This window comes from Arthrobacter sp. B0427-1-12 (assembly GCF_059092905.1).
In genome coordinates this window covers 55,728-78,076 of record NZ_JBNHIC010000021.1, presented here as the reverse complement: position 1 = coordinate 78,076, position 22,349 = coordinate 55,728, and the positions used below count along the sequence as shown (strand labels likewise).

General features: G+C 68.7%; 24 protein-coding genes and 2 pseudogenes. 11 read left to right on the top strand and 15 right to left on the bottom strand.

Translation table 11 applies throughout. The features are described 5' to 3' along the window. Positions 1-147: 147 nt before the first annotated feature. Together AC5RWU_RS13815 and AC5RWU_RS13810 are read right to left on the bottom strand one after the other, a co-directional pair. Positions 148-459: a MoaD/ThiS family protein gene (locus tag AC5RWU_RS13815; protein WP_494002591.1), complete on the bottom strand. Its 312-nt coding sequence runs from the start codon at positions 457-459 to the stop codon at positions 148-150. Then, positions 456-1,550: a WD40/YVTN/BNR-like repeat-containing protein gene (locus tag AC5RWU_RS13810; RefSeq protein WP_494031261.1), complete on the bottom strand. Its 1,095-nt coding sequence runs from the start codon at positions 1,548-1,550 to the stop codon at positions 456-458. Before AC5RWU_RS13810 ends, AC5RWU_RS13815 begins: the two co-directional genes overlap by 4 nt. 43 nt (positions 1,551-1,593) lie before the next feature. On the opposite strand from AC5RWU_RS13810, the gene AC5RWU_RS13805 reads away from it, so the two are divergent. Beyond that, entirely contained in the window at positions 1,594-2,409 is an 816-nt protein-coding gene (locus AC5RWU_RS13805) for an ankyrin repeat domain-containing protein (protein ID WP_494031262.1), read from the top strand. 9 nt (positions 2,410-2,418) lie between these two features. Here the strand turns inward: AC5RWU_RS13805 and AC5RWU_RS13800 are convergent, their stop codons facing one another. Beyond that, on the bottom strand, positions 2,419-3,351 hold the full coding sequence (locus AC5RWU_RS13800) for an AraC family transcriptional regulator (RefSeq protein WP_494031263.1): 933 nt from the start codon (positions 3,349-3,351) through the stop codon (positions 2,419-2,421). Positions 3,352-3,445: 94 nt separating this feature from the next. Here AC5RWU_RS13800 and AC5RWU_RS13795 point away from each other — a divergent pair, with 94 nt between their 5' ends. From AC5RWU_RS13795 to AC5RWU_RS13780, 4 genes are all read left to right on the top strand, one after another. Then, positions 3,446-4,297: a Rossmann-fold NAD(P)-binding domain-containing protein gene (locus tag AC5RWU_RS13795; protein WP_494031264.1), complete on the top strand. Its 852-nt coding sequence runs from the start codon at positions 3,446-3,448 to the stop codon at positions 4,295-4,297. Further along, complete coding sequence (locus AC5RWU_RS13790; protein ID WP_494031265.1) at positions 4,294-4,809, top strand: anthrone oxygenase family protein; 516 nt, start codon at positions 4,294-4,296, stop codon at positions 4,807-4,809. The genes AC5RWU_RS13795 and AC5RWU_RS13790 overlap by 4 nt, the downstream gene beginning before the upstream one ends. Before the next feature lie 38 nt (positions 4,810-4,847). After that, positions 4,848-6,071 (top strand): DUF418 domain-containing protein, encoded by a 1,224-nt coding sequence (locus AC5RWU_RS13785; RefSeq protein ID WP_494031266.1) that lies wholly within the window; start codon positions 4,848-4,850, stop codon positions 6,069-6,071. Positions 6,072-6,164: 93 nt separating this feature from the next. Further along, the gene (locus AC5RWU_RS13780) at positions 6,165-7,688 is read left to right on the top strand and encodes a SulP family inorganic anion transporter (protein WP_494031267.1); all 1,524 of its coding nucleotides are present in this window, start codon (positions 6,165-6,167) and stop codon (positions 7,686-7,688) included. A gap of 56 nt (positions 7,689-7,744) precedes the next feature. Here the strand turns inward: AC5RWU_RS13780 and AC5RWU_RS13775 are convergent, their stop codons facing one another. From AC5RWU_RS13775 to AC5RWU_RS13765, 3 genes are read right to left on the bottom strand one after another with little or no spacing between them, the layout of a single operon-like run. Continuing rightward, a complete protein-coding gene (locus AC5RWU_RS13775) occupies positions 7,745-8,722 on the bottom strand; it encodes an AraC family transcriptional regulator (RefSeq protein ID WP_494037031.1) in 978 nt (325 codons plus the stop codon). Between the two features lie 36 nt (positions 8,723-8,758). Beyond that, entirely contained in the window at positions 8,759-9,109 is a 351-nt protein-coding gene (locus tag AC5RWU_RS13770; protein ID WP_494031269.1) for a VOC family protein, read from the bottom strand. Between the two features lie 13 nt (positions 9,110-9,122). Then, positions 9,123-11,048 carry a bifunctional copper resistance protein CopD/cytochrome c oxidase assembly protein gene (locus AC5RWU_RS13765; RefSeq protein WP_494031270.1) on the bottom strand — a complete coding sequence of 642 codons (1,926 nt, stop codon included), beginning with the start codon at positions 11,046-11,048 and terminating at the stop codon, positions 9,123-9,125. 226 nt (positions 11,049-11,274) lie between these two features. Between AC5RWU_RS13765 and AC5RWU_RS13760 the strand changes: the two genes are divergently transcribed. Together AC5RWU_RS13760 and AC5RWU_RS13755 are read left to right on the top strand one after the other, a co-directional pair. Then, complete coding sequence (locus AC5RWU_RS13760) at positions 11,275-12,315, top strand: acyl-CoA thioesterase (RefSeq protein WP_494031271.1); 1,041 nt, start codon at positions 11,275-11,277, stop codon at positions 12,313-12,315. Further along, complete coding sequence (locus AC5RWU_RS13755) at positions 12,312-13,562, top strand: MFS transporter (RefSeq protein ID WP_494031272.1); 1,251 nt, start codon at positions 12,312-12,314, stop codon at positions 13,560-13,562. Before AC5RWU_RS13760 ends, AC5RWU_RS13755 begins: the two co-directional genes overlap by 4 nt. A 120-nt stretch (positions 13,563-13,682) precedes the next feature. On the opposite strand, the gene AC5RWU_RS13750 is transcribed toward AC5RWU_RS13755, so the two are convergent. The 5 genes and pseudogenes from AC5RWU_RS13750 to AC5RWU_RS13730 all read right to left on the bottom strand — a co-directional run. Next, entirely contained in the window at positions 13,683-13,991 is a 309-nt protein-coding gene (locus tag AC5RWU_RS13750) for a transcriptional regulator (protein ID WP_494031273.1), read from the bottom strand. 2 nt (positions 13,992-13,993) lie between these two features. Continuing rightward, entirely contained in the window at positions 13,994-14,626 is a 633-nt protein-coding gene (locus tag AC5RWU_RS13745; RefSeq protein WP_494031274.1) for a hypothetical protein, read from the bottom strand. Between the two features lie 149 nt (positions 14,627-14,775). Next, entirely contained in the window at positions 14,776-15,243 is a 468-nt protein-coding gene (gene bcp, locus AC5RWU_RS13740; RefSeq protein ID WP_494031275.1) for a thioredoxin-dependent thiol peroxidase, read from the bottom strand. A gap of 90 nt (positions 15,244-15,333) precedes the next feature. Beyond that, a complete protein-coding gene (locus AC5RWU_RS13735; protein ID WP_494031335.1) occupies positions 15,334-16,173 on the bottom strand; it encodes a hypothetical protein in 840 nt (279 codons plus the stop codon). Between the two features lie 154 nt (positions 16,174-16,327). After that, positions 16,328-17,020, bottom strand: a pseudogene (locus tag AC5RWU_RS13730) (DUF7800 domain-containing protein); the annotation flags it as partial. 54 nt (positions 17,021-17,074) lie between these two features. On the opposite strand from AC5RWU_RS13730, the gene AC5RWU_RS13725 reads away from it, so the two are divergent. From AC5RWU_RS13725 to AC5RWU_RS13715, 3 genes are all read left to right on the top strand, one after another. Then, positions 17,075-18,424 (top strand): MATE family efflux transporter, encoded by a 1,350-nt coding sequence (locus AC5RWU_RS13725; RefSeq protein WP_494031276.1) that lies wholly within the window; start codon positions 17,075-17,077, stop codon positions 18,422-18,424. Positions 18,425-18,519: 95 nt separating this feature from the next. Continuing rightward, the gene (locus tag AC5RWU_RS13720) at positions 18,520-19,086 is read left to right on the top strand and encodes a DUF308 domain-containing protein (RefSeq protein WP_494031277.1); all 567 of its coding nucleotides are present in this window, start codon (positions 18,520-18,522) and stop codon (positions 19,084-19,086) included. Between the two features lie 102 nt (positions 19,087-19,188). Beyond that, positions 19,189-19,572, top strand: coding sequence for a hypothetical protein (locus AC5RWU_RS13715; RefSeq protein WP_494031278.1), 384 nt, complete (start codon positions 19,189-19,191; stop codon positions 19,570-19,572). Between the two features lie 33 nt (positions 19,573-19,605). On the opposite strand, the gene AC5RWU_RS13710 is transcribed toward AC5RWU_RS13715, so the two are convergent. From AC5RWU_RS13710 to AC5RWU_RS13700, 3 genes and pseudogenes are all read right to left on the bottom strand, one after another. Then, complete coding sequence (locus AC5RWU_RS13710; protein ID WP_494031279.1) at positions 19,606-20,376, bottom strand: NAD(P)/FAD-dependent oxidoreductase; 771 nt, start codon at positions 20,374-20,376, stop codon at positions 19,606-19,608. A gap of 83 nt (positions 20,377-20,459) precedes the next feature. Continuing rightward, positions 20,460-20,561 (bottom strand): annotated as a pseudogene (locus tag AC5RWU_RS13705) (FAD-binding protein); the annotation flags it as partial. After that, positions 20,539-21,438 (bottom strand): class I SAM-dependent methyltransferase, encoded by a 900-nt coding sequence (locus AC5RWU_RS13700; RefSeq protein WP_494031280.1) that lies wholly within the window; start codon positions 21,436-21,438, stop codon positions 20,539-20,541. The pseudogene AC5RWU_RS13705 and the gene AC5RWU_RS13700, both read right to left, overlap by 23 nt. Positions 21,439-21,485: 47 nt before the next feature. Here AC5RWU_RS13700 and AC5RWU_RS13695 point away from each other — a divergent pair, with 47 nt between their 5' ends. After that, entirely contained in the window at positions 21,486-22,076 is a 591-nt protein-coding gene (locus AC5RWU_RS13695; protein WP_494031281.1) for a helix-turn-helix domain-containing protein, read from the top strand. 50 nt (positions 22,077-22,126) lie between these two features. Here the strand turns inward: AC5RWU_RS13695 and AC5RWU_RS13690 are convergent, their stop codons facing one another. Then, positions 22,127-22,318, bottom strand: coding sequence for a DUF2795 domain-containing protein (locus tag AC5RWU_RS13690; RefSeq protein WP_494031282.1), 192 nt, complete (start codon positions 22,316-22,318; stop codon positions 22,127-22,129). Positions 22,319-22,349: the final 31 nt, after the last annotated feature.

Below are 22,349 nucleotides of genomic sequence, written 5' to 3'. Positions count from 1 at the left end.
TCCATGATGTCCCCCCTCAAGGAATCTTGATGTTTCAATCATGGCGCCTGCAAACAACCGCCCAAAGCCCCGCGTGGGGTGGACCCCCACCCCCAAATTTAGGGTGCAGTTCACACCCGGACGGCTTGCTCGGCCGCCAGCCAGGCGTCAGCCGCCGGCAACATTCTGGATGATGAGAACTTCCTGGCCGTGGTGCACCTGGGTGGCCGTGCCGTCGAGCCTGCGCACTTCCTCGCCGTCCACATAGAGATTCACGTGGCGGCGCAGGGCGCCGGTCTCGTCCCGCACCCGCCGGTTGAAGACCGGATACTCTGCTCCGATCGTGTCCAGCAGGTCCGCGACGGTGGCAGAGCCGTCCACCGGGATCCGGACCTCGCGCTGCCCGTCGACGGTGGAGGCCAGCAGGGCAGGGATCAGTACGGTGATGCCGGGCTCGGTTCCGCCGGCCATGCTGCTCATTCCTCCACCACTGCCGCGCGGACGCAGAGGACGTCCGGCAGGTGGGAGGCGATTTCCGTGAACGTTTCGCCCTCGTCCGCGCTGGCGTAGACGGAGCCGCCGCGGGTGCCGAAGTAGACGCCCACGGGCTCCGCCGTGTCCACGGTCGCGGCGTCGCGCAGGACGGCGTTGTAGTCCTGGACGGGCAGCCCGTGGTCCAACTGCGTCCAGGTGCGGCCGGCGTCGCCGGTGCGGTGCACCGCGAGCCGGGCGTCCGGAGGGATCCGCTCGCTGTCCGCCTTCAGCGGGATCACCCAGGCGGTGCCCGCCCGGCGGGGATGGGTCAGCATCACGAAGCCGAAGTCCGACGGCAGCCCGTCCGCGATCGAGCTCCAGGTTTCGGCATTGTCGTCCGAGCGGTACACGCCGTGGTGGTTCTGCGCGTAGAGCCGGTCCGGCACCACACTGTCCCGGGCGATCTTGTGCACGCACTGGCCGAATTCAGGATTCGGATCCGGCAGGAAATAAGCCGAGATGCCGCTGTTGCGCGCCCGCCAGGACCGGCCGCCGTCGTCCGTCCGGTACACACCGCCCGTGCTCATGGCGACGTGGACGGTGTTCTCATTGGCCGGGCTCGGAAGGACCGAATGCGCCGCGGCGCCGCCGTAACCGGCGCCCCAGTGCTCGCGGTGGGGGTGGTCCCACAGCCCACGCACCAGCTCGAAGTGGTCGCCGCCGTCGATCGATTTCCAGACCGAAATCGGCTCGCAGCCGGCCCAGACGACTCCGGGCCGGTCCTCGGCGTCCGGCTGGAGCTGCCAGATCCGCTCCACCGCCGCGCCGGTATCCTCGGGGAAGCGGATGGCGCCGTGCTCCGGCTCCGTCCAGGTGACGCCGAAGTCGTCCGAGTGCGCGACCGTCGGGCCCCAGTGCTCGGACCGGACACCGACCATGATCCGGGTGCGTCCGGCTCGGGTATCGATCCCGATGCTGGGGATCTCTTCCATGAGGAAGCGCGGCTTGGACAGGGACCAGGTGTTCCGGTCCTGGCTGGTGGCGAGCCACAGCCCCTTCTTCGTGCCGATGGCAAGGACAACGTTTTGGGCACCCATGTACCTATTCGATCATCGCCGTCGGCGCGGCGACAATAGGTCCATGATCCCCCGCCATCGAATCCGGACCAGCGCTGCGGTGCTGGCAATCGCCATCGTGCTCGCCGCCTGCTCACCCGCCGGCGACCCCGCACCGGACTCCGCCCCGGAGAGCCCGCAAAGTACGACGACGGCACCCGCCTCCGCATCCGGCTCGCCGGCCCCGGCGCCGATACAGACGGCACCGCCGCCGGCGCCTCCCGCGCCGGACCCGGCGCAGCTGGCGGTCCTGAACCAGGAGCTGCTGGCGGCGGCCGCGGGCAACGACGCTGCCGCCGTCGTCAGTCTGCTGGAGCAGGGAGCGGAACTGGAAACCCGCAATGCCCAGGCCCAGACACCGCTGGTCGTGGCCACGAAGAACAACCACCTCGAGGCGGCCCGGGCGCTGATCGAGGCCGGCGCGGACGTCAACGCCAAGGACAGCATCCAGGACTCGGCCTTCCTCTACGCCGGGGCGGAGGGGTTCGACGAGATCCTGCGGCTGACCCTGGCCCACGGGGCGGATGTGACCAGCCTCAACCGGTTCGGTGGCACGGCGCTGATCCCGGCCTGCGAGCACGGCTACGGCAGCACCGTGCAGATCCTGATCGCCGCCGGTGTGCCCCTGGACCACGTGAACAACCTGGGCTGGACCGCGCTGCATGAGGCGGTGGTCTACGGCACCGGCGGCCCGCAGCACCAGGACGTGATCCAGCAGCTGATCGACGCCGGCGCGGACCTCACCGTTCCGGACGCGCGCGGGCTCACCGCACTGCAGAACGCGGAGATCCTGGGCCAGGTCGCTGTGGCGCAGCAGCTGCGCACGGCCATGGGGCTGTAGCGGCGGCGTTCAGGCAGTCCGCGCCCGGTAGTCGCGCGGGCTGACCGCATAGTGTTTCTTGAACGCCATGCTGAAGCTGAAGGGGCTGGAATACCCCACCTCGCGGGCGATCGCGGCAACGGTAGCGTCCGAATCGGCCAGCCGGTCCGCGGCCAGCGCCAGCCGCCACCGGGCCAGGTAGGTCATTGGCGGCTGGCCCACCTGGGCGTGGAACCGCCGCGCCAGCGCCGCCCGCGAGATGCCCACCGTCGAGGCCAGGACCGCCAGCGTCCACGGGCGGGCCGGGTCCTCGTGCAGGAGTCCGACGGCCCGGGCGATCACCGGATCCCGCTGTGCGTGCAGCCAGCCGGCCCCGCCGTCGGTTTCCGCCAGGTGGGCGCGCAGCACGGAAATCAGCAGCAGGTCCAGCAGCCGGTCCAGGGCACTGGCCTGCGCCGGGGCATCGCGGCCGACCTCCGCCGCCAGCAGCGGCAGGATGTCGTAGTCCAGCCCGCCGGGCCCAATGACGGCGGCCTCCGGCAGCGATTCGGTCAGGAACCGCCCCACCTCGTTGTCCGTCTGGTAGGTGCCGATCAGCATGGTGTCCCGGCCCTGCGGATCGTTTCCCCAGGTCCGCACGTCCTGCCGCATGGCGGCGCTGACGTCCTCGCCGTCCGGTCCGGTGCAGCGCTGGCCGGGATGGACGACGACGGTGGGTTGCCTCTCCGGGGCATCGGCCACAAGGTACGGGGCCGGCCCCCGGACGAGCAGCAGCTGGCCTGCCGAGATTTCCCGGGGCGGGTTGCCGTCGCGCCGGAACCAGCCATGGCCGGTCAGGACGGCGGCGATGGTCAGCGGCGCCTGGTCCTGGATCAGGATGGACCACGGCGGCTCCATTACGGTCCGCAACAGGAACGCGCCGCGGGCACGCGGACTGTCGAGGAAGTTGGTCAGCGGATCCATGCTGCCGATCCTAGACCACTTATCGAGACGATTGCTGATGCATTTGAGCAGGCAAACCATGTTCCGTCTCGATTCCGGCGGCTTGAATGGGAGCATGACTGAAGATGACCTGACCCTGATCACCGGCGGTACCGGCCGGACCGGACGACGCGTGGCGAACCGCCTGCGGGGCCCGGACGGGCGGCTCCGCCGCCGCATTGGCTCCCGCTCCGGGCGGCCGCCCTTCGACTGGCATGATCCGTCCACCTGGGATGCTGCGCTCGCGGGTGTGAAGCGTGCCTACCTCTGCTACAACCCGGACCTGGCGTTCCCCGGAGTTGCCGACATGATCGGCGCGTTCAGCGCGCGGGCGGTGCGGGCCGGCGTCGAATATCTGGTGATCCTGTCCGGCCGGGGCGAAGACGGGGCGCTGGCCAGCGAGCAGGCGGTCCGGGAGTCCGGCGCGGACTGGACCGTGGTGCGGTCCGCGTGGTTTGCGCAGAATTTCAGTGAGCATTTCCTGCTGGACGGCGCGCGACGGGGCGAAATCGCGATGCCCGCGGGCTTGTTCACCGAGCCCTTCGTCAATCTGGAAGACGTCGCGGAGATTGCCGCCGCGGCGCTGACCCAACCGGGCCACGCCGGGAAGGTCTACGAGCTCACCGGCCCCCGGCTGATGACGTTCGCCGATGCCGTGGAGGAGATTGCCCGTGCCGTCGGCCGGCCCGTGCGGTACCGGGCCGTCACAGCGGCTGAATTCGCGGACGGAGCCGTTGCCGGGGGAGTTCCCCGGCCGGAGGCGGAGGCCCTCGCGGCACTGTTCGGGGAAATTCTGGACGGCCGCGGCTCTTCCCTGACCGCAGATATCCAGCAGGTCCTGGGCCGGCCCGCCGGAGACTTCGCGGACTATGCCCGCCGTGCTGCTTCGTCTGGTGTGTGGAACGAAAAACTGGTTGCGGCGCAGTGAGTACCGGGGCCGGCGGGCTGGCCGGGGCTGACTGGCTGACCATGGCGACGGCGGCCGGCGCGGCGGTCGTGGGCGGGTTCTACTTCGCGTTCTCCGGCACGGTCATGCCCGCGCTGAAGCGCCTGCCCCGTGCCCGCGGCGCCGCCGCGATACAGGCTGTCAACAAGGCCGCCGAGCGGCCGCCGTTCCTGTCCGTGTTCTTCGGCACCGCGGTGGCCGGGACGGCGCTGGCTGTCAGCCAGTTCCGGGAGCTGGAACAGCCCGAGGCGCTGCCGCGGCTCATCGGCTCCGGGCTTTACCTCGCCGGCTTCGCGCTGACCATCGTCTACCACGTGCCGCGGAACAACCGTCTGGCGCGAATGTCTTCCGAGTCGATGGAAGCCCAGCGGTACTGGGCCTCCTATGCACAGACCTGGACCCGGTGGAACCATGTCCGAACGGCTGCCTCGCTGCTGGGCGCGGCGGTGCTGGGTTCTGCGGCGCTGGGCGTGGGCGGCCACAGCCACGGGTAGGCTGGATCCAGATTGTCCAGCCGTTCCATGGGGGAACCGTGAATGCTTACGATGCAACGCAAGGAACTCCCGGACCCGTACCGCCGGCAGCGGCCGGGCGGATCGGTGAGCTGGACGCATTCCGTGCGTTCGCGCTCCTGGGTATCCTGCTGGTCAACATCTGGTTCTTCGCGGACCCATGGGTGCTCCTGCCGCAGGGATCGTCACCCGACTTCACCTCCGGCGTCGATATCGCGGCGCGCGCAGCCGCCACGGGGCTTTTCGAGTTCAAGTTCTACATCCTCTTCTCTTTCCTGTTCGGCTACAGCTTCGTCATCCAGTGGGCGGCGGCCGTGCGGCAGCAGCAGCCACCGGCCCCGCGGATGCTGCGCCGCTCCGCGGGCCTGGTGGTCCTCGGTGTGCTGCACGGCGTGTTCCTCTGGTTCGGCGACATCCTCGCCGTGTACGGCCTCTTTGCCCTCATCCTGATCGCCACGTGGGACATCAGACCCAGGACGGCGGTCATTGCCGGGACCGTCATCACCGGTGCGATCGCCGTCCTGGTGCTGCTGCTGGGGCTGCTGGTCCTGGCCGTCGGCGGCGTTACCGACCTGGCGGAGCAGGGGGTGACGGCGTTTCCCGGGGTGGAGGAAATCGCGGGCACTCCGCTGTCCGCGCTCCAGGCCAACATCAGCAACTACCTGTTGAACGGGCCCAGTGTCCTGCTGACCCAGGGGCCGCTGGCCCTGGGCATGTTCTACTTCGGCGTCGCGGCGGCCAAGGTGCGGTTCTTCGAACGCGGGGTCAGTCCGGCACTGATCCGCAAGGCCCTGGCCTGGGCGCTGCCCGTGGGGTTGGCCGGCGGCGTGCTGCACGGTTATGTGAGCCGGGTGGCCGGCAGCACTGAAGCCCAGTTCCTCGACATCGGCCTGACGCTTCTGACGGCGCCGCTGCTGACCTGCGGTTACCTCGCCCTGCTGCTGCTCTTCTTCCGCACCGGGCCCGGCTCCCGGGTGAAGGCCGCGCTGGAACCTGCGGGCCGGATGGCTCTGTCCAACTACGTGGGGCAATCGGTGTTCATGGCGGTCATTTTTACCGGTTACGGGTTCGGCCTGACAAACCGGATTCCACCCCTGGGCGTCATCTGTGTGGGGTTGGTGATCTTCGTCCTGCAGCTTGCCCTGAGCGCCGCCTGGCTGAAGCGTTTCCGCTACGGGCCGCTGGAATGGCTGCTGCGTTCGGTGACGTACGGGAAGGTCCAGCAGCTGAGCCTTCAAAGCTAGGCTTAAGAGCAATAGGGGCGTGCCGCCGTCGTTCCCTCAACCGGCGGCCCTATCGTCACACCCTTACCTGTTTCCACCTCTGAACGGAGCCCGATGGCCACCAAGACCTCCGGCGCCCAGGCCGTGCCTTCCCCCGAACAGCTTCAGTCCATCAGGGAAACCCTGAAGTCCCCAGGACGCCTCAAGACCGAGGTCCTTGGCGGGCTGGTGGTGGCGCTGGCGCTGATTCCGGAGGCCATCGCCTTCTCGATCATCGCCGGCGTCGACCCGCGGATCGGACTGTTCGCCTCCTTCACCATGGCCGTGACCATTGCTTTCGTTGGCGGCCGTCCCGCCATGATCTCCGCGGCCACCGGCGCCGTCGCCCTGGTCATCGCACCGCTCGTGGACAGCCATGGTGTGGACTACCTCATCGCCGCGGTGATCCTGGCCGGCATTTTCCAGATCGTCCTCGGCGTGCTTGGAGTGGCCAAGCTGATGCGTTTCATCCCGCGCTCGGTCATGGTCGGCTTCGTCAACGCGCTGGCGATCCTGATTTTCTCCGCCCAGGTTCCCGAACTGATCGGCGTGCCGTGGCTGGTCTACCCGCTGACCGCCGTCGGACTGCTGATTGTCTTCGGCCTGCCCAGGGTGACTTCCGCCGTTCCGGCGCCGCTGGTGGCCATTGTGGTGCTGACGCTCGTGACCGTCCTGGGTTCCCTTGCCGTGCCGACTGTGGGGGACAAGGGCGAACTGCCGGACAGCCTCCCCGGCCTGTTCTTCCCGGACGTGCCGCTGACGCTGGAGACCTTCCAGATCATTGCGCCCTACGCGCTCGCCATGGCGTTCGTTGGCCTGCTGGAGTCCCTGATGACCGCCAAGTTGGTCGACGACGTCACGGACACCCGCTCCAACAAGACCCGTGAGTCCTGGGGCCAGGGCGTGGCCAATATCGTCACGGGCTTCTTCGGCGGCATGGGCGGCTGCGCGATGATCGGCCAGACCATGATTAATGTGAAAGCCTCCGGCGCGCGTACCCGCATTTCCACCTTCCTCGCGGGACTGTTCCTCTTGATCCTGATGGTTGCTCTGGGAGACGTCGTTGCAGTGATCCCCATGGCCGCGCTGGTGGCCGTGATGATTTTCGTTTCCGTGGCGACTTTCGACTGGCACAGCATCCGGCCGTCCACCCTGCGCTTCATGCCGAAGAGCGAAACGGCCGTGATGGTGGCGACCGTCGCAGTGGTGGTCGCGACCAACAACCTGGCTATCGGCGTCGGCGTCGGGGTGCTGGTGGCCATGGCGCTGTTCGCCCGCCGCGTGGCGCACTTCGTCACTGTGCGCAGGACCGTGAAGGAGGTCGACGGCGTCGCTACCGCCACCTACGTAGTGGACGGCGAGCTGTTCTTCGCCTCCTCCAATGACCTCTATACGCAGTTCGAATACGCGCACGATCCGGGGAAGGTGGTCATCGACATGAGCGCCTCGCACCTGTGGGACGCCTCAACCGTCGCCGCGCTGGACGCGGTCACGGAGAAGTACCGGCACCAAGGCAAGGACGTGGAGATTGTCGGCCTGAATGAAGCCAGCGTGCAGATGCGCGAGCGCATGGCCGGGAAACTGGGCGCGGGAAGCTAGACGCTGGATCTGTGGCAGGGCCTGTCGGCGCAACAGGCTCCCGGTGAACGGCGCAACTACAGGGCGACGCCGGCGACGGCCTCCCTGCGAAGCTGCAGCGGAGTTGCCCCGTAGGAAGCCTTGAAGGCGCGCGTGAAGTAGCTCTGCGAGGCAAAGCCCACGCTGGCCGCGATGCGGCCCACCGGCGTCGTTCTTTGCTCCGGTGCGGTGAGCAGTTCCCGGGCCCGTTCCAGCCGCCGGTCCAGTATATACAGGCTTGGGGGCTGGCCGGCGTCCGTAAAGATGCGGGACAGGTGGCGTTCGCTGATTCCGACGGCGTGCGCCACCTGGGCGGCGCTGAGCGCCGGGTCGCTCAGCTGGTCCTCGATGTAATTGCGGGCGCAGGCCAGATAGCCCGCACCGGTTCCGGAGCGGTCCCCGGCCACCAGCAGGGAGAGCAGCTCCAGGGCGTCCTCCTCGGTCCGCTCCGGATCGGGCTGCTGGGTGCTCACCGCGGTGCGGACCAGCTTGGCCAGCGCCAGCATCTGTTGGTTCACGGCGGCGCCTTGATTGAAGTCGAACACCTGCGGCTGCTGCAGCTGTTTCCCGCCGGAAAGTTCCAGGAAGTCAGCACGGGGGATGGTCAGCACCAACTCCTGCAGGCCGTGGTGGAAGCCGCGCATGAACGGCCGGTCCGCGTCATACATCACCGCCTGGCCCGGCTTCAGCGTCTCCAGTCCGCCCTGGTGGTAGAAGAATGCTTCGCCCTCCAGGGCGAAGAAAACCGCCACGACGTCGGTCGGATTCTGCCGGATGAACCGCTCGGAACGTTCCACCACCTGGGCAGTGCCCTTGACCTGGGCGAACCGCAGCGCCGGGAAGTGGACGTTGACCTCGCTGGCTTGGAGCGGGGAATCATCGATGGTGCGGATGTCCAGCGAGATCAGTGCCTTGGCATTATGGTGTTCCCAGAGTTGGACCCGGTTCGGGGCCGGGATTCCATGCGTGGTGAAACGTAGGTTCCGGTTCATAATCCAGCGAGTGTACTGGATCACATCCGCGACGCCAATGTGCGGGCCGATATACGGGAGTCAGGGTCGGCTGCTGAGGATGCAGAACTCGTTGCCTTCCGGGTCCGCCAGCACCACCCAGGGCACATCCTGCTGCCCCACCTCCACGCGGTGGGCGCCGAGTCCCAGGAACCGGTCCACCTCCGCGTCCCGGTCCTCCGGGCGGAAATCCAGGTGCAACCGGTTCTTGACCGACTTCTGCTCCGGAACCGGCACGAAGAGCAGCCCCGGCAGTTGATCCGCAGCGGCGCGGATCTCGACGTCCCCGTCCTCTTCGTTCACCACCATCCAGCCGAGGGCCTTGGCCCACCAGCGTCCCAAGGCCGCCGGGTCAGCCGCGTCGACAACAACCTGCTCCCATGAAAGTGGCATGCTCAGGCCGCGCTTAGTCCGGGGACCGGGCACCGGCCGTGATCCGGCGCGGGCGTCCGCCGTCGTGATCCTCCGGCGCGTCGGTTCCCTCCGCGTCCAACGCAACCGCCCGCTTGCGGAGGACGACGGCGGCCGTCGCCAGCAGCGCAACGGCACCGATGACCCACATGAAGGTTCCGGCCAGCTCGGGCGCGGCTCCCGGGGAGGACGGGCCGAACGGGCGGCCGGTCGTCCTGTACCAGGGCAACTCCAGAACCTCCGCCTGGACCGTCAGGGCCCAGCCGTAGACGGCGAAGAGGACGCCGGTTCCCGCCAGCACCGCCGGCCGCAGCACGCTGCTTGGGCCCGCGCCCGCCGTATTACGGGCCGAGGTGTCCCGGGCGGCGCCCGCGAGACTGTACACGAACACCAGGCCGATCAGCAGGGCGTGCAGGGTCATCCAGCTGTAGCCCAGCTGGGTGGTGGCGGACCAGCCTAGCAGCGGCGTGTAGTAGAAGAGGATCAGCGATCCGGCGATGAGGAATGCCGGAATGTAGGGGGCGGCGGCCAGCGGTGCCAGCGCCTTCCGGAGTAGCTGGACAATTTCCCGGCCGCCATAGCTGCCGTCCGTCCGCGGCTGCATGGCGCGCTCGGCCAGGGTCAGCGGTGCGGCCGGCACCAGTAGCAGCGGTACGATGGCGGTCAGCAGCATCTGCGTCAGCACGTGCGCATTGAACAGGAATTCCTGGTAGGCGTGCACGCCGCCGTTGGTGGCCAGGAAGAGGACCGCGACGCCGGCCAGCCACAGCACCGTGCGCCGCACCGGCCAGGACCGGCCCTGCCGGCGCAGCCGGCGGACGGCGGCCAAGTAGAAGAACACGGCGAAAGCGCAGACCAGGATCCAGAGTGGGTCCGGCCTCCACTGCGTCAGGTAGCCCAGCAGCGCCGGCTCCGGCAGGAACTCGTCCAGGCCGGTGTCCTGTGGCGTCTGCGTCCGCCCGAGCGCGGCGGCCAGGCCGGAGGCGGCGCCCATGACGGCCAGTTCCACGACGACCAGTGCCCAGAAATACCGCTGTCCGTGCCGCGGCTCCGCGGCCATCCGCTTGATGGTCCACTCGCGGTGCAGCAGGCCGACGACGCCAAGCACCACGAATGCCCCGGTCTTGGCCAGCAGGATCAGCCCGTACGGGGTAAGCAGGTCGGCGGGCGTGAAGATTCCCGCTGTGGCGGCGAGGACCCCGGAGGCGGACAGTGCGACGAAGGACATCAGCGCCAGGGTCGAATAGCGCCGGATGACGGTTTCGGTGTCCTCGCGCAGCACGGTGCGCAGGACCACCAGGGTGAGCAGGCCGCCGATCCAGACGGCTGCGGCGGCGATGTGGAGGACCAGTGAGACGGTGTTGTCCGCGTGGTCAGCTCCGCCGGCGGCATGGGAATTCATGGCCGGGGGGAAGAGTCCGGCGAAGGCCAGCAGCGCGGCCAGCGCCACCGTGCCCGGCCCCCGGGCCAGCAGGCAGCAGACCGCAGCCGCGGCGGCAATCAGCACGTTCACGGCCCCGGCGACACCCAGGTCCACCTCGGTGATGAAGATGGCCAGGTTCTGGCCGAAGGTGGGCGACGAAAACGGTTCGTTGGCCACCACCACGAAATTGAGCACCAGGACGCCCACCGCGGTGATGGTCCAGACGATGGCCGCCGTCCCGGCGAGCCGGATGGTGCGGTCATAGGCGGGCCGCTGCGGGGAAAATCCGACGGCGGCCAGCACCAGAGCGCCGAGGGTGCAGGCCGCGGCGAGGTTGAAAACCATCTTGGTGCCGGGCAGTCCCCACAGCACAAAGGCACCGATCCGGTCCAGCAACCCGACTTCCGCGCTGCCTCCGATCGAAAAAGCCCAGATCAATGCGAGCACGCTCGCGGCCCCCAGGGCCACGGCTGCGGCGATACGCAATCCGACGGACATTTCCCAGCTCCCCCAATCAGATTAGGCCTGCAATCCGTGCGCTGCCAGAGATTTCTGCGCAGACCCGCCCGGCACGGCCCATGGCAGGCCGTTCCCTTACCGGACTGTTCTCCACGATGGTCCCGGCCCCTTAGGGAAAGCTTGTGGCGTAGGGCATCCTGTAACAAAGGCCCCGCTATCCGCTGCTGTTCTACACTCAACGCACAAGCTTCTAGGAGGAGCCGCCGTGCCTACCGACCGCCATTCCGTTACCCTGCGCTTCCTCGCCGCGCCCACTGATGCGGGCCTGACCGGGACGGTCGACGGCGGCCGGGTGCTGGAGTGGATCGACAAGGCCGGCTACGCCGCGGCTGCGGGCTGGAGCGGGCGCTACTGCGTGACGGCGTACGTGGGCAATGTGCAGTTCCGCCGCCCGGTGCTGGTGGGCGAACTGGTGGAGGCCCAGGCCACGATCGTCTACACCGGCCGCACCAGTATGCACATCCAGGTGATCGTGCGGTCCTCCGATCCGCGCGAGGCCGAGGCGGTGGAGAAGACGCGCTGCCTGATCATTTTCGTGGCGATGGATGAGAACCGGAAACCCACTCCGGTACCGAAGTGGGAGCCCACAACGGAGGCGGAGACCTACCTCGAGGCCAGCGCCATCCGCCGCATCGAGTTGCGCAAGGACATCGAGGAGGAGATGGCGCGGCAGGTCTATTCCGACGCCGGCACCGGCCCCCGCACCCTCTTCCGTTTCCTGGCGGCTCCTACAGATGTGAACTGGGGCGGCAACGTCCACGGCGGCACCGTCATGCGCTGGATGGACGAGACCGCCTCGGCCTGCGCCGCCGGCTGGCTGCACGGGCCGGCGATCGCCGTCTATGCCGGCGGGGTGCGCTTCTACCGGCCGCTGAAGATCGGCCACGTGGTGGAGGTGGAGGCCCGGCTGCTCCACACCGGCAAGACCAGCATGCACATGTCCGTGCACGTGCGCTCCGGCGACCCGAAGACGGGCGAAATGGAACTTACCACGCACTCGCTGATCGTGTTTGTGGCGCTGGACAAGGCCGGGGCGTCGGTCCTGTGCAAGCGCTGGCAGCCGGCCACCGAGGAGGACCATGCGCTGGACAAGCATGCCCGACGCCTGATCCAGCTGCGCAGCCGGGCCCGCAAGGACATGGCCGCTGCCGCCATCGCAGGTACCGCGGTGCAGCAGGGCGGCGACCAGGCCGTCATGGGTGCCGCCGCCGGTACCGTCGCCGAGGCCAACGCCCCCGAACAGTGACCGAACCGGACGCCGCGGGGGCCGATGAGACCGGGTCCTGGGCCGGGCACCCGCGCGGCAGCCGGGGCTACCGCCGGATCCTGATCGCCCTGGCCTGCGCGGGGCTGGCCACCTTCGCCCAGCTCTACTCGGTCCAGGGTGTGCTGCCGCTGATCGCCCAGGACCTCGGCATCTCCGCCGCCGATGCCGCGCTGAGCGTGTCCGCCGCGACTCTCGGCCTGGCGCTGGCGGTGATCCCGTGGTCCCAGGTGGCAGACCGGGTGGGCCGGCTGCGGGCGATGACTGCCGCCGTCGTACTGGCCACCCTGCTGGGACTGCTGGTGCCGCTGGCGCCCAGCTTCCCGGCGCTGCTGGCGTTGAGGTTCGGCGAGGGCGTGGCGCTCGGCGGGATTCCGGCGCTGGCGCTGGCCTACCTGAGTGAGGAAGTCAGCCGGCTGCATGCCGCCGTGGCGGCGGGCACGTATGTCGCCGGCACCACCGTCGGCGGGCTGGCCGGGCGCGTCATTTCCGCGCCCGTGGGGGACCTGCTGAACTGGCGGATCGGGCTGGTGGCAGTCAGCCTCTTGGCTGCCGCCGCTGCCGTCTGCTTCATTGCGACGGCGCCGAAGCAGCGGGGCTTCACGCCGCCGGTCCGGCCGCCCGGAGGTCCGCCGCGCGAGGATCGGCTGTGGTACAAACTGCGGGTCAACCTGCAGGACCGCGGGCTGATCGCGCTGTATCTGCAGGGGTTCCTGCTGATGGGCGGGTTCGTGGTGGTGTACAACTACCTAGGTTTCCATCTGGGCGCGGAGCCGTTTGGGCTGCCGCAGTCCGTGGTGAGCCTGTTATTCCTGGCCTATCTGTCCGGCACCTGGTCCTCCCGTGCGGCCGGCAGCGCCGCCGCGAAGTGGGGCCGGCGCCGGGTGCTGCTGCTCAGCACGGGTGCGATGGCGCTGGGAATGGCGGTGACCTTCATCGCCTGGCTGCCCGCAGTGCTGGCCGGCCTGCTGGTTTTCACCGCCGGTTTCTTCGCCGCGCATTCGGTGGCCTCCGGCTGGACGCCGTTCCGCTCACGGCATGGCCGGGCGCAGGCGTCCTCGCTGTACAACCTGTTCTACTACGCCGGGTCCAGCCTGCTGGGCTGGGCCGGCGGGCTGTTCTTCCAGTCGCTGGGCTGGAATGCGCTGGCTGTGTTTGTCCTGGCGCTGCTGGCGGTGGCGGCGGCGTTCAGCGTGTTCGCGCTGCCGGCGCCGGCAGCCGGGAATTGACCATTGGTCATTTCCCGTTGCTTCCGTGGGGGTATTCCAGCGCGAGGCGACGATTGGTCACAGCGGACCCGGGCCGGGGGAGGAGTGCACCGGCACTGGCCCTGATCCTGTCCGGTGCGGTTATGCCAGTGCCTGGGTCTCGCCGTGCAGCAGTTCCTGGAGCTGTTTCCGGTACTCCTGGAAGGCCGCCCTGCCCTTGACGGTGATGCCTATGTAGGTGGCGGGGGTGCGTCCCTCGATGGTCTTGTTCACGCTGATGTAGCCGGCGTCTTCCAGTTTGCGCAGGTGGGTGGAGAGGTTGCCCGCGGTCATGGCAAGCAGGTCGCGCAGCCGCGGGAAGGAAATCGAGTCCTCCTCGCCGATGGTGTTCAGTGCGGACATCACGCGCAGGCGTGCCTCGGCGTGGATGACGGGGTCAAGCTCGGCCATGGTCAGAGGACCGCCCGGCTGCGGCGGGCGCGGATGAGTTCCACAGCCCCGCCGGCGAACAGGCCGGCGCAGCCGAGGATGCCGAAGAGGATCAGGAACAGGTTGGGGCCGGCGATCAGGCAGACGATATTGACCAGCAGGAACCAGATCCCGATCAGGGCCATCGGGCGGTCCTTGAACATGGCCCCGCCGACCATGAAGAGCAGGCCGACCGTCAGCACTGCGATGGAATTGATCAGCCAGCCCATGACCAGCCACTCCAGCTCCAGGCGGCCGAGCGCGATGGAGAAAAAGCCGATGGTGAGCATGGCGCCGAACCAGGAAAAACCGTAGAACGCGCCCTGGGTCTGCGACTGCCCCTTGAATCCGGTGGAGGTCCTGATCCCGTGGATGGCGGAGACCAACGCGCTGGCGGCGAGGAGGCTGAGAAAAACGACGACGGCGGTGCCGGAACCGAACGGGAGCCAGCCGAAGTAGCCACCGTGGAGTGCGCCGTAGCCCAGCAGATAGACGGCGCCCCAGAGGAAGTAGAGGAACGCGGAGTTCGGCGCCATGCGGCTGCGGATGGCCTGTTCGGTGTCGTTCAGGGCCTTGAGTGCCTGGCGGGGATCGAGGGGCTGTGCTGCCTGTTCCATGATGCTTGGCTTTCTGCGCGGCGAGGTTGCTGACAGGTGGTGCGGTGGGGCGGCTTCACAAATAAGTTTGTATTACAAACCAGTTTGTGTCAATGGATATAAGAACGCCGGCGACACTCGGCTTGCCGCCCATGGAGCCGAGGCAAATGTCAGCTCAGCCCCAGCTCCTCCCGGAGGCTGGCGACGTGGCCGTTGGCGTCGACCGAATACTGCGCGCTGCGGACCACGCCCTCACGGTCCAGGACCACGGTGGAACGGAGGACGCCCTCGACCGCCTGGCCGTTGATCTCCTTCTGGCCCCAGGCGCCCCAGGTCTTGGCGGTTTCCGCGTGGGGGTCGGACAGCAGCGGGAAGTTCAGCGAGTTGTCGGCGGCGAATTCGGCGATGGCCTCCGGCGCATCCGGGGAGACGCCGATCACGTCATAGCCGGCGGATTTGAGCGAATTGAGGTTGTCGCGGAAGTCGCAGGCCTCGGTGGTGCAGCCAGGCGTGGCCGCCTTGGGATAGAAGTACACGATCACGTCGCGGCCGCGGAAATCTTCCAGGGCTACCGGCCGATTGGCGGAATCCTTCAGTGTGAATGCCGGGGCGGGCTGGCCCTGCTGCAGCTTGGTCATGCGGTTGCTCCTTTGCGTGCCATTTCTCATTTCACGATGTGAGAAGAATGTACTGGATTATGAAATCATTATCCTGCGCCGGCCTGCCGGTTAGTCAAGAGGCTCCCGCGCCAGGGAAGGACATCTGCGCGGGCGCACGGTCAGGGCCGCCACCTCCTTCAGCCGCGGGCGCCGCTGGTCGCCGCCGTCCACGACCCCGGTCTCCCACCACGGCCTCAGCCCCTCGGGCGTGGCCTCGAGGCGGGCCAGGTTGTTGTCGAACCAAGGCCCCTTGACGCCGGTCCACTTGAACGGCGGGTCCGGAACCTTGGCCAAACGCGCCAGCAGGCCGCCGACGGGCCCGGCGACCCCGTAGGACAGGATCGCCGTGAAGGAACGCATCAGCCGGGGCAGCGGGTTGCGGATCGGGGAGCAGACCGCCTGCAGGACCCGGCTTCCCGAGGAGCGTTCCACCTCGGCGACATACGAGTAGTGCACATCCCCGGACAGGAACAGGACGGTTTCCGGCGCCGCTCCGCGCTGGCCGTCGGCTACCTCCGTGACCATGTCCGCCACCGCCCGGAAGCTTCTCTGGAAGGCGCCCCAGTGCTCCAGGTCGAGCGCCTGCCGCACCTTCTCGCCGATCCCGGCGGCGAGCTTCCCCCAGGTGCCCAAGGCCAGGGCCTCGTTCCACGCCTCCAGGTGGTGCAGGCCCGTCGGGAGCAGGAACGGCAGCGAGGTGCCGACCAGCAGGTGCCGGAAACCGCCCTGCAGTTGCCCGTCCAGCCACGCCAGCTCCTCTTCCTCCAGCATGGAGCGACTGTCCGGCGCCAGAACGCGGGCCGCCCGCGAATCCACCACGACCAGCCGCGTGTCGTCGAAGTCGCGGGTGAAGCTCCAGCGGTAGCTCGCCGGATCCTGGTCGGCACGTTCGGCAAACTCGTCCAGCACCGCTCAGGTCGAGCTCCTCAGGGCCCGTGTGCGCGGCGATCCGCTGCCAGATCCAGTCGTGGGCCCGCCGCTCGGGGGACAGGTTGCCCAGATGCTGGTACACCCAGTAGGACGCCAGCCCGGAGACGATCCGCCCGTGCCACCAGGAGGTGGCTTCCATCGTCCGCCGCCAGCTCAGTGAGGCATTCCAGTCGTCCCTGATGTCGTGGTCGTCGAAGATCATCGCGCTGGGCACTGTAGACAGCAGCCAGCGGTTCGCCTCGGCGGACCAGGCGAGCCAGTAGAGGTGCGCGTACTCCTCATAGTCCTTCAGTTCCTCGCCCGGCGGTTGGCGGATATCGCGGCGCCCGCGGATGAACCGCTGCATCTCCGCGCTGGTGGAATCGGCATAGACCTGGTCCCCGAGGAACAGGAGCAGGTCCGGCCAGGCGCCCTCGGTGCCGGAGGCCCAGCACAGGGCAAAGGCGCGCATCGCGTCGACGCCGTGGCTGCCGTTGCCGCTTTTATTGTGCGGGACGCTGGTGCGGCAGGAGCCGAACGCCAGCTGCAGCGGCCGGCCCGGCGCCAGCGTCCGGATCACCGAGGGCGGAAACCCGGAGCCCGTCTCCGGCCACACCTCGGTCCCGCCGATCTCCACGGTGTAGGACGTGGCGGTGCCCGGCGCCAGCCCGGACACTTCCACGAGCGCATAGTGGTGGCCGTGCACGGCGAAGGTGCGCGCTTCCCAGCTGTGCCCGCCCCCGCGGACAACAACGACGCCGGCCTCCCGGGTTTCCAGCCAGATGCTCGCCGACGTCTCGTCGACGTACCGGAGGGTCGGGCCAAGCACCAACGGTGAAGAGGTCATGAGTCAGTTGTACCCTCCGCGGCGGGCCGGCAACAGATCGGTAGGCTGGGCAGCGTGACCTCAACTTCCGCCGGCCGTTCCCTCAGCGGCCGGGACCTCAGCCGCCGAATCCTGCATCTGGCCGTGCCCGCGCTCGGCGCGCTGATTGCCGAGCCGCTGTTCCTGCTGGCCGATTCGGCGATCGTGGGCCACCTCGGCGTGGAGCAGCTGGCCGGCGTCGGGCTCGCCTCCACGGTGCTGCACACCGCCGTCGGACTGATGATTTTCCTGGCCTATTCCACCACGCCGGCAGTGGCCCGGTTCCTGGGCGCGGGCCGGATGGGCCAGGCGCTCGCCGCCGGGCGCGACGGCGTCTGGCTGGCGCTGCTGCTCGGTGCGGTGCTGTCGGCGGTCGGCTGGGCTGCGGCGCCGCAGCTGGCGGCGCTGATGGGCGCCGAGGGCGAGGTGCACCGCTTCGCGGTGGACTATCTGCGCTGGTCGATGCCCGGGCTGACAGCGATGCTGATCGTACTGGCGGCCACCGGCGTGCTGCGGGGCCTGCAGGATACCCGCACGCCGCTGCTGGTGGCCGGCGCCGGCTTCACCGTGAACATCGGACTGAACTGGCTGCTGGTCTACGGTTTCGAATTGTCCGTGGCCGGTTCCGCGCTGGGCACCAGCCTCGCCCAGTGGGGGATGGCGGCGGTCTACCTGGCCATCCTGTTCCGGCTCTCCCGCGAGGAGCGCGTGCCGCTGCAGCCTCGCTGGTCCGGCATCACCGCCACCATGCAGGTGGGCTCATGGCTGATGCTGCGCACCCTGAGCCTGCGGGTGGCGGTGCTGGCGACCGTCGTCGTCGCCACCGCCCAGGGCACCGTGCCCCTGGCCGCCCACCAGCTGGTCATGACCCTCTTTACGTTCCTGGCCTTCGCGCTGGACGCGCTGGCCATCGCCGCCCAGGCGCTGATCGGCAAGGAACTCGGCGCGGGGAACCGGCCGCTGGCCCACGCGCTGACCCGCCGCATGGTCATCTGGGGGATCGGCTTCGGCTGCCTCACCGGTGCCGTGCTGGCCGCGGCCGCGCCGTTCATGGGCTTCCTGTTCACGCAGGACTCCGCCGTCCACGCGGCCCTGACCGCCGGGCTCTGGGTGCTGGCGGCCAGCCAGCCCGTCTGCGGGCTGGTGTTCGTGCTGGACGGGGTGCTGATCGGCGCCGGTGACGCGCGGTATCTGGCGATTACCGGCGTCGTCAATCTGGCGGTGTACGCGCCGCTGCTGTGGGCGGTGCACGTCGCCGGCCTAACCGGCGGTACCGGGATCGCGTGGCTGTGGGCGGCGTTCGGCCTGGGCTATATGGCGGCGCGCGCCGCGACCCTGGGGTGGCGGGTGCGCAACGACGCCTGGATGGTCACCGGCACAGCGTGAACCGCCCGCCCTGGCGAACGGGGGCCTGCCGCAGCCGCGCTAAACTTATGGGTGGCCCGGCACGGGCCGCAGTGATTTCCAGGAGGCTCCGCCAAGTGACCGTGAACCATCAGTCCCAGGCAGCTGCGTTGTGGCCGCCGGTCCTGTTCCGGGCGATCATCGCGGCGGCGTTCGGTGCGCTGACCATCTTCTGGCAGGAACCGAGCATGCTGGTGCTCAGCATCAGCGGCGGACTGTACCTGGGCCTGACGGGCTTCTCGGTGTTGAAGCTGCGCGCGCGGCCCGAGATCGGCAACGACTTCACCCGGCGGATGCTCAACGTCGAAGCAATCGCCTACCTGGCGGCCGGCGTGTTGGTCCTGATCTTCCAGAACCAGCAGCTCTTCGCCTACATCGCGGGGCTGGGACTGCTGGTGGGCGCCGTCGTCGAAATTGTGCTGGGCGCCCAACAGCACAAGCGGCACCTGCTGAGCATGGACTGGCTGATCACCGGAACCGTGAGCCTGGTCACGGCCGCGGCACTGCCGATCTTCATGGGCTTCGACCCGCATGCCCTGCTGGGCATCCTCGGCGGATCCGCCATTATTGTTGCCGTGGTCCTGCTGCTGGCTGCCCTCAGCTACCGGCATGAGTCCCGCAGTGGCGCGGCGGCCCGCGCGTAGGCCGTAAACTGGTATTTGGCCCTTTAAGCTCCGGCCCCCATCCCACGACGTCGCGGTGCGGGCTTTCCGGCGGGCCGCATGCGATTTACAGGAGGAATATCAGTGGCCAAGAACCAGCCTTCGGGACCGCGGGACCTGCGGACTTCGGTGAAGGGACCACTCGCTTTCTCCGCGGTGCTGGCGGTCGTCGCCGGCGTCGCCACCACCATTTTCGCCACCGGCGGCAATAGCCGGGAACTGCGCCTGGACCTCGGCCTGACGGCCGCCGGCATCGCCTTCATTGTTTCCCTGGTATTCGCCGCGATGCTGCTCATGACCGAAAAGCCCAACGATGAAAGCCTGGGCAAGGGCTCGGGCATCAACCGCAGCGCTGACAAGATCCCCGGCGGGGCGGGTACCGTGGGTGGGCCTGGCACGCACCCAGGTACCGGAAAGCACGACGGCGGGCAGTCGGGCCGGGATTCGGACGGACCGTCGGCATCCTAGGACGTGCCTGACGGCTCATCGCAGCCGGCCGCGCTATGCCTTCAGCTTGTTGCTGGCCCGTGCTTGAACAGCGGCACCCGTATCCTCGGCCACGAGATCCGCGTTGATGGCGGCGGCAGCGGTGACCCCGGCGCCCGTTGAGACAGCGGCCATCGCCCCGAGGTCGCTCACATTCCCTGCGGCCCATACGCCGGGGAGCTCCGTCCGTCCCATCGGGCCGGTCTCGATGAATACGCCGATCGGGTGCTCCGTGAGTGCGCCGCCCAGCTGTTCGTAGAGGTCCGCCCGTGCGATGAACCGCGGCGCCACGGCCAGCGCATCCACCGGGAACTCGTGTCCGTCATCGAGAACGACAGCCCGCAGGACGTCGTCCTCGCCGCGCAGTTGATGGACGGCGCCGCTCACGACCGGGATGTCCAGGGCGGCCAGCTGGTCCCACGCTTCGTCGCCGGTGCCGGGCATCTGGTGGAGGAAAAGTGTGACATCTTCACCGAGCTGCCGGAACAGCAGGGCCTGGTGGATGCCCCTGGGGCTGGTGCCCAGAATCCCGATGCGCTGCCCGCGGACTTCCCACCCGTGGCAGTAGGGACAGTGCAACACGTTCTTTCCCCAGAACTGCCGGACGCCAGGTACGTCGGGGAGTTCGTCGGTCAGTCCCGTCGCGAGCAGGAGCCGGCGTGCCCGGACAGTTCCACCGCCGGCAAGTCCGACCTCGAACCCCTCCGCCGTGCGGCGCGCGGCCACGGCATGGTCGTGGCGGATGTCCGCTCCGTAATGCTCGGCCTCCCGCCGCCCGGCCGCCACCAGCTCCAGCGGCGAGGTTCCCTCCCGCCCGAGGACGTTGTGTGCGCCGGCGGCGGAGCGTTTCGCGGCTCGCCCGCATCCACGACGACCACCGAACGGAGGGAGCGTGCCAGGGTAACGGCTGCGCTCAGCCCCGCCGCACCGCCGCCGATGACGGCGACATCATGTGTGAGAACCGTGTTCATGGTGGAACTCCTTTCTTGGCCAGGGGCGGTGCGCAGTCCAGGCGGTCCGGCTGCCGCGCAGCGTCAGGTCGCGGCGGCGCAGGAGAGAGTCGGGGTTGTCGGCGGTCAGGAGTCGGTCGAGGGTGTTGAGGTCCTCGGCGGCCAGCTTGCCGTTGAGGGCGGAGCGGATGCGGCGCAGGTAGGCGTCGGCGTAGCGTCCGGTGCGTTCCGGTGCCGGGCTCGCTTCGATGCTGAAGCTGCGCTGCGCGGCGATCTCGAAACCGGCCTGCTCCAGGTGCGGCCGCCAGTCCGGATGCGAGTTCCAGTTCGCTTGTGCCAAGGTCTCGTGGCAGCGCGACTCCAGGCCGGGCCGACCCAGCCCGACGTCGTCGGGCAGGAAGCGCGGCAGGGTGTCCATTTCGATGACCACCAGCAGGCCGCCGGGGTTCAGAGCCGCGTAGACGTCGCGGAGCACCCGGTCCGGATCGGCGACCTCGTGCAGGGACGAGGCAGCCCACACGACATCCGCCGCTTCGACCTGGGGCCAGACGACATCCAGGTCGGCCTGCACGACACGCAGCCGATCCGCCAGTCCCTGCGCGCGGGCGGCCGCGCGGACGTGCTCGAGCATCAACGCCGACCTGTCGATCGCGACCACTTCGGCCGTGCTGAAGCGCCGCGCCAGCGCCAGGCCGCCGGTGCCTGTGCCGGCGCCCACGTCGACGACCGTGCGCGGAGCGTCCGGAGCGTGCTGTCCGACCCACTCGGTCACCTCATCCAGGTACGAACCGAGCATTTCGGCGTCCAGGTCGAGCAGCTCCGCAAGGCTGGCCTCGTGGCCGTGTGCCTGCCCGCCGCAGTGGTGCTGGTGCTGATGGGGATGGGAGTGCTGTGCCATGCCTCCAGGCTAGTGGCGTCCTGCGTTGCTGGCATACACTCTTGCTTATGACGCAAGAACTCGCTCTGGACACGGTGATCCGCCAGCGTATCCGCGGCCTGCGGCTGGCCCGCGGCTGGTCACTGGATGCCCTCGCCGCCCGCTGCTACCTCAGCCCTTCCACGCTGAGCCGCATCGAGACCGGGCACCGCAGGATCGCGCTCGATCAGCTGGTCCCCATTGCCCGGGCCCTGGGCACCACACTCGATCAGCTCGTCGAGTCCGCCGAGGACGAGGACGTGGTGATCCGACCGCAGCCCGATCACACGCGAGGGCTGACGACCTGGCTCCTGTCCAGTGAACGCGCTCTCCACGGCGTGACCGTGGCGAAGATGCGCATCACCGCCGAACGGCCGGCCGGAGCAGGGCAGCTGAGCGTGCACCCCGGACGTGAGTGGTTCACCGTCCTGTCCGGCACGGCCCGCCTGCAGCTGGGTGAGCGGACCATTTTGGTCCAGGCCGGCAACGCGGCCGAGTTCTCCACCATGGTCCCCCACAGCATCGGAGCCCATGACGGCCCTGTAGAAATCCTCACCATCTTTGACCACGACGGGGAGCGCGCCCACTTGCACGCCCCCAACGACGCTTCACAGCCGTGATGCCGGCAGCAGGTGGATCCGGGGGTGAGAGGGCCGACGTCGCCATCGCCTCAGCTGCCGCTGATGGCCTCGCTCACGTCGGTCGGCTTGTTGTATTCCTTGTCCGGCAGGTTGCGCAGCGCCTCGAGGACGGATTCGTCCGCGCCGGACTGCTCAGCCTTGCTGACCAGGTCCTGGGCGGTGGCGGGGTAGTCCACGCCGCCGAGGGCTTTCTGGATGTCGATCGGGCTGGGGTTGGCCATGCTGGTTTCCTTTCCCTGGTTCCGCACCGGA

Coding starts and splice junctions, on each gene's coding strand:
- AC5RWU_RS13815 (WP_494002591.1), bottom strand. CDS start 459: ATGAGCAGCATGGCCGGCGGAACCGAGCCCGGCATCACCGTACTGATC.
- AC5RWU_RS13810 (WP_494031261.1), bottom strand. CDS start 1,550: ATGGGTGCCCAAAACGTTGTCCTTGCCATCGGCACGAAGAAGGGGCTG.
- AC5RWU_RS13805 (WP_494031262.1), top strand. CDS start 1,594: ATGATCCCCCGCCATCGAATCCGGACCAGCGCTGCGGTGCTGGCAATC.
- AC5RWU_RS13800 (WP_494031263.1), bottom strand. CDS start 3,351: ATGGATCCGCTGACCAACTTCCTCGACAGTCCGCGTGCCCGCGGCGCG.
- AC5RWU_RS13795 (WP_494031264.1), top strand. CDS start 3,446: ATGACTGAAGATGACCTGACCCTGATCACCGGCGGTACCGGCCGGACC.
- AC5RWU_RS13780 (WP_494031267.1), top strand. CDS start 6,165: ATGGCCACCAAGACCTCCGGCGCCCAGGCCGTGCCTTCCCCCGAACAG.
- AC5RWU_RS13770 (WP_494031269.1), bottom strand. CDS start 9,109: ATGCCACTTTCATGGGAGCAGGTTGTTGTCGACGCGGCTGACCCGGCG.
- AC5RWU_RS13765 (WP_494031270.1), bottom strand. CDS start 11,048: ATGTCCGTCGGATTGCGTATCGCCGCAGCCGTGGCCCTGGGGGCCGCG.
- AC5RWU_RS13750 (WP_494031273.1), bottom strand. CDS start 13,991: ATGGCCGAGCTTGACCCCGTCATCCACGCCGAGGCACGCCTGCGCGTG.
- AC5RWU_RS13745 (WP_494031274.1), bottom strand. CDS start 14,626: ATGGAACAGGCAGCACAGCCCCTCGATCCCCGCCAGGCACTCAAGGCC.
- bcp (WP_494031275.1), bottom strand. CDS start 15,243: ATGACCAAGCTGCAGCAGGGCCAGCCCGCCCCGGCATTCACACTGAAG.
- AC5RWU_RS13700 (WP_494031280.1), bottom strand. CDS start 21,438: ATGGCACAGCACTCCCATCCCCATCAGCACCAGCACCACTGCGGCGGG.
- AC5RWU_RS13695 (WP_494031281.1), top strand. CDS start 21,486: ATGACGCAAGAACTCGCTCTGGACACGGTGATCCGCCAGCGTATCCGC.
- AC5RWU_RS13690 (WP_494031282.1), bottom strand. CDS start 22,318: ATGGCCAACCCCAGCCCGATCGACATCCAGAAAGCCCTCGGCGGCGTG.